The following is a 10445-nucleotide window of genomic DNA, read 5'->3' as shown; positions in this document are numbered from 1 at the left end:
GTGGGGAGGGGGCCGGTGGCGCCGGCCGGCTTCTGCACCAGGGCGTGGATGCGGCCGCCGGGGCCCTCCACCCAGACGTCCTCGACGGGGACGGAGCCCGGGGACTTCAGGCCGGGCGGGTCGAGGACGACGCCGCCGCGGGTCGAGCGGACCGCCGACGGCTCGGCGGCCGACGACCACAGGTACTCGACGCTGCCGTCGGGCCGGGGCGTGGCGCCGGAGACCGTGCCGGGCGGGGTGGGGATCTGCTCCAGGCGGCGGGTGGCGAAGTCGTAGCGGAACAGTTCGCTGCGGGCCTCGAAGCCGTGGCCGATGAGCAGTCCCGAGCCGTCCGGATACCACTCGGCGCTCACGTCGCCGGGCAGCTCCAGGGCGAGGTCGGTCTCCTCGCCGCTCGTCACGTCCCACACCAGCGGCTCCCAGCGGCCCCGCCGCTGATGGCCGACGAGGAGCCGGGTGTCACCGGCCACCGGGGCGAAGCCGAGCACCTCGAGGCCCAGCTCCCTGGTGCCGTCCTTGGTGTCGTCCAGCTCGGCGACCGTGCTGCCGTCGGGGCGCAGCACGCGCAGCGCGGAGTGCATCGCGTCGCCGTGCTCGGTGTGCTCGACGGCGATCAGCGTGCCGTCGTGGGAGAGGTCGCCGACGCCGGCGGACTCGCGGTGGCGGTAGATCTCCACGGGGGCCTCGCCCTCGCGGGCGAGGTGGATGGTGGTGCCGTCCTCGTCGGTGGAGCGGCCGATCACCGCCGTACGGCCGTCCCTGCCGAGGGCCAGGCCCGCCGGGTAGGACGGGTCCAGGCCGGGGACCGCCAGCTCGTCCTCGCCGCCCTGGAAGGGCTGGCGGCGCCAGACGCCGAACTCGTCGCCGTCCTTGTCGTCGAACCACCAGATCCAGGCGCCGTCCGGGGAGAGCACGCCGTCCGTCGTGCCGTTCGGACGGTGGGTGACCTGGCGCTGTTCGCCGGTCGCGCGGTCCCAGGCGTACAGCTCGTACGTCCCTGTCGCGTTGGACACGAAGAGGGAGCGGTCCGGGGCGTCCTCCGCCCAGTCGGGCAGGGACACCCGCGGTGCCCTGAAGCGCTTCTCCCAGTCCGGCATGTCGGGCATGTCCTCGGTCCGCTGCGGCGCGGCGACCCCGTTGCTCTCAGTCATGACCCCATACTGCCCGGCCGCACCGACATTCCGCTGACGCGGCCCCCAGCCTGTGGACAACCCGCCGCTCCGCCGACCCCCGCGGCGGTCGTCCCCCACCGCCCCCGTACCGTTGAGGGCGTGTACCGGTTTCTGCTGACGCCCCGCTGGTGGGGCATCAACATCTTCGTGCTGCTCGCCATCCCCTTCTGCGTGTTCATGGGGTCCTGGCAGCTGAGCCGGTTCGAGGACCGGGTCGACAGCCATCGCAGCGCGGGTGAGCAGGCCGCCTCGAACCAGCGGGAGGCCGCCCGGCCGCTGGCCGAGCTGCTGCCGGTCACCAAGGCGACCGCGGGGAAGCAGACCACCGCCTCCGGCACGTACGGCCGGCAGCTGCTCGTCCCCGACCGGGAGCTGGACGGCAAGCGCGGCTTCTACGTGCTGACCCTGCTGCGCACCTCCGACGGCAAGGCCCTCCCGGTGGTGCGCGGCTGGCTGCCCGGTGCCGCCGCCCCGGCGAAGGCGCCCGCCCCGCCGTCCGGCGAGGTCACGGTCACGGGGGCGCTCCAGGCGTCCGAGAACCCGGGCGAGAACGGGGTCAGCGCGGCGGGCGGACTGCCGTCCGGGCAGACGGCCGCGATCAGCGCGGCCTCGCTGGTCAACCTGGTGCCGTACGACGTCCATGACGCCTGGCTCACCCTGAACCGGGGCGACGCCGGGATGAAGACGGTGCCCGTGGCGGCCACCCCGGACACCGGTCTCGACCTGAAGGCGTTCCAGAACCTCGGCTACACCGGGGAGTGGTTCGTCTTCGCGGGCTTCGTCGTCTTCATGTGGTTCCGGCTGCTGCGGCGCGAGGTGGAGTTCGCCCGCGACGCGGAGCTGGGCCTGGTGCCGGACGAGGAGGAGCGGGTCCCCAGCCCGTCCGGCACCTGAGCGGTCCACGACGGCCACAGCCGTTGCCTCACGGGGCCGGTCGTACGGGGCCCCGGCCTCACGTCGTCCGTTGCCTTCACGAGACCCGGCCGTACGAGGCCCGGCCTCACGACGCCCCTTGCCTCACGAGGCCGGCAGCAGGCCGGTGCGGTAGACGGTCCCCGCGCACGCGTTGGGCACCGTCACGCCGGCCCCCGTGCCCGCCTCCGCCGTGTACGAGACGGCCACACTGCCGTCGACCGTGCCGTCCTCGGCCATCAGCTGGGTGGTCGTCCCGGTGTCGCCGCCCGTGGAGGTGCCCTCGGTGGACGTGGTGGGCGTCTCGGTGGGCGTCGGGTCGGGTGACGGGCCGCCGGTCTCGCCGCCGGTGGGCGGCGGGCCGCTGTCGGTGGGGCAGGTCTCGGACGGCACCCAGGCGAACCGCACCTCGTACGCCGCGCCCGGCAGCAGCACCAGCTGCGGCACCTCGACGGACGGGTCGGGCAGGTTGGCCGCCGGGTCGCCGGCGACGTGGGCGGCCTGGCCGATCTTGGCGGGGTCGGCGGCGCCCTGGGCGAGCGGGACCAGCGAGCCGGGGCCGCTGACGGTGCAGCCGGCGCCGGAGACGTTGGTGATCCGGAAGGTGCCGTAGACGGTCCCCATGGAGTCCGGGGCGTCGGCCCAGCCGGTGGCGCCGAGCTGGTCGGCGGCGCAGGGCGCGGCCGAATCCGAGCTGGGCGCCGACGGGTCGGCGCTGTCGCCGGGACCGCTCTCGGTGCCGCCGCCCTTGCCCTTGTCCGGCTTCTCCTCGGTGGCCTTGTCCTTCTCCTCCGTCTTGCCGGAGGAGCCGCCGGGCTTGTCGCCCGTGCCCTCGGTGCTCCTGCCCTCGCTGGTGCCGCCCTGGGCCTGGGAGCCGTGGCCGGCGATGGAGGGGTTGGCGTCGCTGCCGGTGGCGTTGGAGACGTGCACCAGGGCGGGGACGGCGGTGCCGACGAACAGGGCGGCGGCCGCCATGCCGACGACGGCCTGCCGCTTGCGCGCCCGCCGGGCGGGCACCGCCCGCCGCAGGTGCTCCAGGGTGCCGTCGCGCGGTGCGATGTCCTGCACCGCGCCGTGCAGCAGCCTGCGCAGTGCCAGCTCGTCCGAGTCGAGCCCGTCGGGGCCCTGTTCGTCGGGGCCGTGGTTCACAGTTCCGTTCCCAGCGTGCGGTTGGTTCGGCTGTTGCTCGTGCGCTTCGGTCCCCTCGGGCGGCGCCTCGTCCGTCGTGGAAGCCGGCTCGGCCGGCTCCGGCGTCACCTCGGTGGCCGGCTCGGCCGGCTCGGCCGGCTCGGCCGGCTCCTGCGCCGTCCCGGTCGGGTCGCGGGGTTCGTGCGGCTCGTGCGGGACGCCCGGCTCGCGGCGCCCCTGTTCCTCGGGGCCTGTCATGCCGGCGCCTCCATGGCCACGCGGAGGGCCGCGATGCCGCGGGAGCCGTACGCCTTCACCGAGCCGAGCGATATGCCGAGGGTCTCGGCGACCTGCGCCTCGGTCATGTCCGCGAAGTAGCGCAGCACCAGGACCTCGCGCTGGCGGCGCTGGAGGCCCTTCATCGCCTTGATGAGGGAGTCGCGCTCCAGCTGGTCGTACGCCCCCTCCTCCGCGCTCGCCATGTCCGGCATCGGCTTGGAGAGCAGCTTCAGGCCGAGGATGCGGCGGCGCAGGGCCGAGCGGGACAGGTTGACCACGGTCTGCCGCAGGTAGGCGAGCGTCTTCTCGGGGTCGCGGACCCGCTTGCGCGCGGAGTGGACGCGGATGAACGCTTCCTGCACGACGTCCTCGCAGGATGCGGTGTCGTCGAGGAGGAGGGCGGCGAGGCCCAGCAGGGAGCGGTAGTGGGCGCGGTACGTCTCGGTCAGGTGGTCGACGGTGGTGCCGGCGGCCTTCGTCTCCTCGGCGTACTCGGCGCCGTCACGCTGGCTGGGGATGCGGGCGGGCCGCGCTGCGGGCATGGGCGCGATCACCGGCATGCCGCCGGGCGCGCCGGGCATGCGGGTGTGAAGCGGCCGGCGGACCGGCCGCAGGGCCGTGCCGCGCGTCGGCGCGGGAAAGTCGAGAACCTCTGCCACGCCAGTTGGACGTGTTTCCCCCCGAGAGGGTTGTACGTGCCGAGCGTCACGTTCGTTCTCGCGTCAGGCAGCACAGCCATCGGCGCCCTGAATGCCGTCATGCGTCCCGCACTTCCCCTATGTCCCATAGGAACGACGCGTCCCCACGCCTCGTTCACGGTCCCCACACCCCGGAAGGGCGACCGCATAGACGCTCCCCGCCCTTCGCACGGTTGCGGAGGGCGGGGAGGAATTCTCTTACGTAGATCCTACAAACGGATCAGGTCATCACCGGGACTTTTTTCGTGAGCGGAAGCTCTCACGAGAACTCCGCGGCCACCAGCTCGGCGATCTGCGCGGTGTTCAGTGCGGCACCTTTGCGCAGATTGTCGCCGCAGACGAAGAGTTCCAGCGCCGTCGGGTCGTCCAGCGCCCGGCGCACCCGCCCCACCCACGTCGGATCGGTGCCCACCACGTCGGCGGGCGTCGGGAACTCCCCGGCGAGCGGATTGTCGTAGAGCACCACGCCCGGCGCGGTGGCCAGGATCTCGCGCGCCCGGTCCACCGTGATCTCGTCCTCGAAGCGGGCGTGCACGGTCAGCGCGTGCGCGGTGACCACCGGCACCCGGACGCAGGTCACCGCGACCGGCAGCCGCGGCAGCCCGAGGATCTTGCGGGTCTCGTCCCGCAGCGCCAGCTCCTCCGACGACCAGCCGTCCTCGCGCGGCTCCCCGGCCCACGGCACCACGTTCAGCGCCACCGGCTCCGGGAACGGCCCGGTCCGGTCGCCGACCGCCCGGCGCAGATCGCCGGGGCTGGTGCCCAGCTCCGTGCCGGCGACCAGGGACAACTGCGCCCGCAGTGTCTCCACGCCGGCCCGGCCCGCCCCGCTGACCGCCTGGTACGACGACACCACCAGCTCGCGCAGCCCGAACTCGGCGTGCAGCGCGCCCAGCGCGACGATCATCGACAGGGTCGTGCAGTGCGGGCCGGCGACGATCCCGCGCGGGCGCACGCGCACCGCGTGCGGATTGACCTCGGGGACGACCAGCGGCACGCCCGGGTCCATCCGGAAGGTGCCCGAGTCGTCGACGACCACCACGCCCTTGGCGGCGGCGATCGGCGCCCACTGCGCGGACACCTCGTCCGGTACGTCGAACATGGCGATGTCGACCCCGTCGAAGGCCTCCTCCGACAGGGCCACGACCTCGACCTGCTCGCCGCGCACGGCCAGCTTGCGGCCGGCCGAGCGCGGCGAGGCGACGAGTCGGATCTCGCCCCAGATGTCCTTGTGCTGCGACAGGATCTGGAGCATGACCGCGCCGACGGCTCCGGTCGCTCCCACGACCGCGAGCGTCGGTCTGCCGGTCATCGTCCGGTGCCTCCGTAGACGACGGCCTCGTCGCTGTCGGAGTCCAGCCCGAAGGCGGTGTGCACGGCGCGCACGGCCTCGTTGACGTCGTCGGCGCGGGTGACGACCGAGATGCGGATCTCGGAGGTCGAGATGAGCTCGATGTTCACGCCCGCGTCGCTGAGTGCCTCGAAGAACGCGGCCGTGACACCCGGGTTGGTCTTCATACCCGCGCCGACCAGCGAGATCTTGCCGATCTGGTCGTCGTAGCGCAGCGAGTCGAAGCCGATGCCGGAGCGGTTCTTCTCCAGCGCGTCGATGGCCTTGCGGCCCTCGGTCTTCGGGAGGGTGAACGAGATGTCCGTCAGCCCGGTGGACGCGGCGGACACGTTCTGCACGACCATGTCGATGTTGATCTCGGCATCGGCGATCGTGCGGAAGATGGCGGCGGCCTCACCCGGCTTGTCGGGCACACCGACGACCGTGATCTTGGCCTCGGAGGTGTCGTGCGCGACACCGGAGATGATGGCCTGCTCCACCTGCTTGTCCCCTTGGTTGATCGGCTCGCTGCTGACCCACGTGCCCTGCAGCCCGCTGAAGCTGGAGCGGACGTGGATCGGGATGTTGTAGCGACGGGCGTACTCCACACACCGGTGGAGCAGCACCTTGGACCCGGAGCTGGCCAGCTCGAGCATGTCCTCGAACGAGATCCAGTCGATCTTCCGGGCCTTCTTCACCACCCGCGGGTCGGCGGTGAACACACCGTCGACGTCGGTGTAGATCTCGCACACCTCGGCGTCGAGGGCGGCCGCGAGGGCCACCGCCGTGGTGTCGGACCCGCCGCGCCCCAGCGTGGTGATGTCCTTCGTGTCCTGGCTGACGCCCTGGAACCCGGCGACGATGGCGATGTTGCCCTCGTCCAGCGAGTCCCGGATCCGGCCCGGCGTGACATCGATGATCCGCGCTTTGTTGTGGACCGAGTCGGTGATGACACCTGCCTGGCTCCCGGTGAAGCTCTGGGCGGAGTGGCCCAGGTTTTTGATCGCCATGGCCAGCAGTGCCATGGAGATCCGCTCTCCGGCGGTCAGCAGCATGTCGAGCTCGCGCCCGGCAGGGATCGGGGATACCTGCTCGGCGAGATCGATCAGCTCGTCCGTCGTGTCGCCCATCGCGGAAACCACGGCGACCACCTGGTGGCCGTTCTTCTTGGCTTCCACGATCCGCTTGGCGACGCGCTTGATGCCTTCGGCATCGGCTACGGAGGAGCCTCCGTACTTCTGCACGACAAGGCCCACGTGCGCTCCTCGCTCGATGTGTGTTCTTTCCGCATATACGACGGTGTACTGCGGGTCGGCTCAGTCTATCGAGCGTCCGAATTACACCTCCGCGATATCGCATCGTGAGATGTCCCCGGCCGTCCGTGACCAGGGGGCTCATGCCCAGGGGTGATCGAGACACGCGGAAATGTGCCCCGGGTCACAGGGCCGTCAGCCGACGGAGTCCTTGAGGGGGTCGGTGTCGAGGGTGATGTCCACGGGGTCGGGCAGTTCGACCGTGGCACCGAAAGGCTTGTCGGGCTGGAGGCGGTAGCGGCGTCCTCCGGGTCGCTGAAGACGGTGACGTGACGGTGCCGTCGTCACGGTCGATGCGGAGGTGGACGGGGATGCCCGCTGCTGCGCAACCGTCGGGCTTCTCGACACGGTCTCGCTGATGGGCGTCCGAGTCGTAGGACGTGATCTCCACGGCCATCAGAACGTCCTCGGCATCCGGCCACTCACCCCGCCCTTGAGGCTTCCCCTGGGCACGAGGACAGCGTCCGCGCGGGCCCGCCCGTTGCGGTACGCCTCTGTCTTGAGGCCACGCTCGGGATGGAGTCGCAACGTACGTCGGCATCCCGGCGCCGGACGGGAACACCTGGCCGCTGCGGTGGTACAGCGAGCCGACGGCGACCGCGCCGTTCGTGGCGGCGGGGACGCTGTCGGTGGTGGTGCGGGACGTGGGATCCGGTTGCCGCCGGGCTAGTTCTTGGCGGGCCCCAGGCCCAACGGGCCCAGGATCTCCTGTTCCATGACCCGGCCCGCCTCGAACTCCAGGGTGTCGTCGCCGAGGCCCTGGTCGGTGTCCAGGCCGTCCAGTTCCTCCAGGGGCTGGTTGAGGCGGACGTGGGCGACCACGGACTGCAGGGCCCGCAGGGTCGCGGACGCGGTGCCGCCCCAGTTGGAGAAGTAGGAGAACTGCCACCACCACAGGGCTTCCGTGGTGCGGCCCGCACGGTAGTGGACCATGCCGTGGCGCAGGTCGGTGACGACGTCGGTGAGGTCGTCGGAGATGCGGGCCGGGACCGGCGCCTTGCGCGGCTCGTACGGGTCGAAGACCTCGGAGTAGACGTCGATCGGCTCCAGGAGGCGGGCGAGGTTCTCCCGGAGGTCGTCCACGTCGGGCTCGGGGCCCGGGTCCGGCTCGTAGCGCTCGTCGGGGACGATGTCCTCGTGCGCGCCGAGGCGGCCCCCGGCGAGCAGCAGCTGGGAGACCTCCAGGAGGAGGAAGGGGACCGCCGAGTCCGGCTCGTCGCCCTTCGCGACCTCCGTGACGGCCACCAGAAAACTTTCGATCTGGTCCGCGATCTGGACCGCGAAGTCGTCCGGATCCTGCGTCGCGGAGTGCAGCGTGGCGTCAGACATCTAGCAGTCGTCTCCCCTCGAAGGCGCGGCCGAGGGTCACCTCGTCCGCGTATTCCAGGTCACCGCCCACCGGGAGGCCGCTGGCCAGGCGGGTGACCTTCAGACCCATGGGCTTGATCATGCGGGCAAGGTACGTCGCCGTGGCCTCGCCCTCCAGATTCGGGTCGGTGGCCAGGATCAGCTCCGTGACCGTCCCGTCGGCCAACCGCGCGAGAAGTTCTCGTATACGCAGGTCGTCGGGGCCGACACCCTCGATGGGGCTGATCGCCCCGCCCAGGACGTGGTAGCGGCCGCGGAACTCGCGGGTGCGCTCGATCGCGACCACGTCCTTCGGTTCCTCGACGACACAGATCACCGACGGGTCGCGTCGCGGGTCGCGGCAGATCGCACACTGCTCCTCCTGCGCGACGTTGCCGCACACCGCGCAGAAGCGGACCTTCGCCTTCACCTCAAGCAGCGCCTGGGCGAGACGGCGTACGTCCGTCGGCTCCGCCTGGAGGACGTGGAAAGCGATCCGCTGCGCGCTCTTGGGACCGACGCCGGGCAGCCGACCCAGCTCGTCGATGAGGTCCTGGACCACGCCTTCGTACAACGGACTGCCGTCCTTCCTGGGGTGCCTTCACTACGTACGGTAGAGGGCCCCTGCCGGTCTTCGAAAGGCAGGGCCCGGGGTCGGAAGGTCAGAAGGGCAGGCCCGGGATGCCGCCGCCGCCCAGTCCCTGGGCGAGCGGGCCGAGCTTCTGCTGCTGGAGGGCCTGCGCGTTCTCGTTGGCCGCCTGGACCGCCGCGACGACCAGGTCGGCGAGGGTCTCGGTGTCCTCCGGGTCCACCGCCTTGGGGTCGATGACCAGGCCGCGCAACTCGCCGGCACCGGTCACCGTGGCCTTCACCAGGCCGCCGCCCGCCTGTCCGTCGACCTCCGTGTTCGCCAGTTCTTCCTGGGCGCGGGCCAGATCCTGCTGCATCTTCTGAGCCTGCTGGAGCAGCTGCTGCATGTTGGGCTGGCCACCACCGGGAATCACGATCAGCTCCTGTTTTCGTATGGCTGTCGGGCGGGTTTTCCGCCTGGCACGAGCCTACGTGGTCCGCGCGGGCAACGCCCCGGCACTCTTTCGAGTGAGTTGACTTCGGGGCGTATACCTGATCAAGGCCCCCTTCCGGGCGGAAAAGCGATGAAAGGGTCCACCTTCGCCACCCATTGGGCGGTAGGAAGGGTCCGGCACGTCAGCGTCCATCAGCATCAGCAGTAGGGAGCGCCGGGTGGGTCAGCCGGAGATGCAGCCCGAGGGGCCGCCTCAGGACGGGCGGGGCGAGGGGGCCGCCGGGCTGCGGCCGGGCGATCTGACCGGGCGGCCGTTTCCGCTCGGGGACTGGGCCGAACCCGCCCAGCGCCTCGACGAGCTGTACCGCTGGGTGGAGCGCGGCGCCCTGGACACGGCGGCCTGGTACCTCGCCGACCGGGTGTGGAAGCGGCGCGGGGCGCGGGCGCTGCGCACGGGCGCGGCGACGGGGGCGGTGGCGGGTGCCTCGCTGCCGCTGCTGGACCTGACCGGGGTGACCGACGGGGTCGCCCTCTGGGGGTATCTGGCGCTGATGCTCGCCGTCGCCTGCGTGGCCGCCGACCGGTTCTTCGGGGTCACCTCGGGGTGGATAAGGGACGTGGCCACCGCGCAGGCCGTGCAGCGCCGGCTCCAGGCCCTGCAGTTCGACTGGGCCTCGGAGAGCGTGCGCGAGGTGCTGGGCCCCGCCGAGGGGACGGCGAGCGAGGCGGCCGAGCGGTGCCTCGGGGTGCTGCGGCGGTTCTGCGAGGACGTGACCGAGCTGGTGCGCACGGAGACCGCCGACTGGATGGTGGAGTTCCGCACCGGGTCGGCGCCGCTGGGCCTCCAGGCGGCGGTCGCGTCGGGGCCGCGGGTGGACGGCGGGGGCACGCACGGCCGGTTCCCGATGCCGCCCGGGCCCGCCCGCCCGAACATGCCCCGGCAGCGGCCCCCGGAGCCGCGCTGACGAGCCCCTGGCGGCGGGCCCTTCGCAGGGGTCACTGCCGGGTGTAGGTCAGCTTTTCCCCCGTGCTCGTGTTCACGCGCTCCAGCGTGTCCGGGGAGACCAGGGTGATCTCCGTGGCCGCTCCGGGGCTGCACGCGGGCGGCTCGCCGACCGTCACGGTGGACGGGCCGATCGGCAGCGGGCCGTTCGCGGCGGGCTCCCCGCTCAGTGCCGCCTCGAAGACGCAGTGGTAGTCCGCGCCGTCGGCGGTGAGCGACAGCACCGTGTCGCCGGGCTC

General features: G+C 72.1%; 10 protein-coding genes and 2 pseudogenes. 2 read left to right on the top strand and 10 right to left on the bottom strand.

Translation table 11 applies throughout. The features are described 5' to 3' along the window. Positions 1-1151 (bottom strand): annotated as a pseudogene (locus CCN42_RS11195) (S9 family peptidase); the annotation flags it as partial. A gap of 120 nt (positions 1152-1271) precedes the next feature. Here CCN42_RS11195 and CCN42_RS11190 point away from each other — a divergent pair. Further along, positions 1272-2066, top strand: a complete 795-nt coding sequence (locus CCN42_RS11190; RefSeq protein ID WP_086170281.1) for an SURF1 family protein — start codon at positions 1272-1274, stop codon at positions 2064-2066. Between the two features lie 123 nt (positions 2067-2189). Here the strand turns inward: CCN42_RS11190 and CCN42_RS11185 are convergent, their stop codons facing one another. From CCN42_RS11185 to CCN42_RS11150, 8 genes are all read right to left on the bottom strand, one after another. Further along, positions 2190-3470: a hypothetical protein gene (locus tag CCN42_RS11185; RefSeq protein ID WP_245877236.1), complete on the bottom strand. Its 1281-nt coding sequence runs from the start codon at positions 3468-3470 to the stop codon at positions 2190-2192. Then, the gene (locus CCN42_RS11180) at positions 3467-4150 is read right to left on the bottom strand and encodes a SigE family RNA polymerase sigma factor (protein WP_078957766.1); all 684 of its coding nucleotides are present in this window, start codon (positions 4148-4150) and stop codon (positions 3467-3469) included. The genes CCN42_RS11185 and CCN42_RS11180 overlap by 4 nt, the downstream gene beginning before the upstream one ends. A 298-nt stretch (positions 4151-4448) precedes the next feature. Then, positions 4449-5501, bottom strand: a complete 1053-nt coding sequence (locus CCN42_RS11175) for an aspartate-semialdehyde dehydrogenase (protein WP_086735038.1) — start codon at positions 5499-5501, stop codon at positions 4449-4451. After that, the gene (locus CCN42_RS11170) at positions 5498-6775 is read right to left on the bottom strand and encodes an aspartate kinase (protein ID WP_086170279.1); all 1278 of its coding nucleotides are present in this window, start codon (positions 6773-6775) and stop codon (positions 5498-5500) included. The genes CCN42_RS11175 and CCN42_RS11170 overlap by 4 nt, the downstream gene beginning before the upstream one ends. Before the next feature lie 192 nt (positions 6776-6967). Then, a complete protein-coding gene (locus CCN42_RS43720) occupies positions 6968-7120 on the bottom strand; it encodes a hypothetical protein (protein ID WP_211294679.1) in 153 nt (50 codons plus the stop codon). A gap of 378 nt (positions 7121-7498) precedes the next feature. Beyond that, the gene (locus CCN42_RS11160) at positions 7499-8161 is read right to left on the bottom strand and encodes a DUF5063 domain-containing protein (protein WP_086735036.1); all 663 of its coding nucleotides are present in this window, start codon (positions 8159-8161) and stop codon (positions 7499-7501) included. After that, a complete protein-coding gene (gene recR / locus CCN42_RS11155) occupies positions 8154-8753 on the bottom strand; it encodes a recombination mediator RecR (RefSeq protein ID WP_043502778.1) in 600 nt (199 codons plus the stop codon). The genes CCN42_RS11160 and recR overlap by 8 nt, the downstream gene beginning before the upstream one ends. Before the next feature lie 88 nt (positions 8754-8841). After that, the gene (locus tag CCN42_RS11150) at positions 8842-9183 is read right to left on the bottom strand and encodes a YbaB/EbfC family nucleoid-associated protein (RefSeq protein ID WP_086170274.1); all 342 of its coding nucleotides are present in this window, start codon (positions 9181-9183) and stop codon (positions 8842-8844) included. Between the two features lie 238 nt (positions 9184-9421). On the opposite strand from CCN42_RS11150, the gene CCN42_RS11145 reads away from it, so the two are divergent. Continuing rightward, on the top strand, positions 9422-10168 hold the full coding sequence (locus CCN42_RS11145) for an SLATT domain-containing protein (protein WP_086735035.1): 747 nt from the start codon (positions 9422-9424) through the stop codon (positions 10166-10168). 31 nt (positions 10169-10199) lie between these two features. On the opposite strand, the pseudogene CCN42_RS11140 reads toward CCN42_RS11145, so the two are convergent. After that, positions 10200-10445, bottom strand: a pseudogene (locus CCN42_RS11140) (serine/threonine protein kinase); the annotation flags it as partial.

It is taken from the genome of Streptomyces glaucescens, from assembly GCF_002154375.1.
In the GTDB taxonomy this organism is placed as follows: Bacteria; Actinomycetota; Actinomycetes; order Streptomycetales; family Streptomycetaceae; genus Streptomyces; species Streptomyces glaucescens.
Note: the sequence above shows the minus strand (reverse complement) of the source record. Positions and strands in the feature narration are given on the sequence as shown.

What these genes read in the sequence shown, in the direction of transcription:
- CCN42_RS11185 (WP_245877236.1), bottom strand. Translation starts at nt 3,470, where the DNA reads ATGACAGGCCCCGAGGAACAGGGGCGCCGCGAGCCGGGCGTCCCGCAC.
- CCN42_RS11175 (WP_086735038.1), bottom strand. Translation starts at nt 5,501, where the DNA reads ATGACCGGCAGACCGACGCTCGCGGTCGTGGGAGCGACCGGAGCCGTC.
- CCN42_RS11160 (WP_086735036.1), bottom strand. Translation starts at nt 8,161, where the DNA reads ATGTCTGACGCCACGCTGCACTCCGCGACGCAGGATCCGGACGACTTC.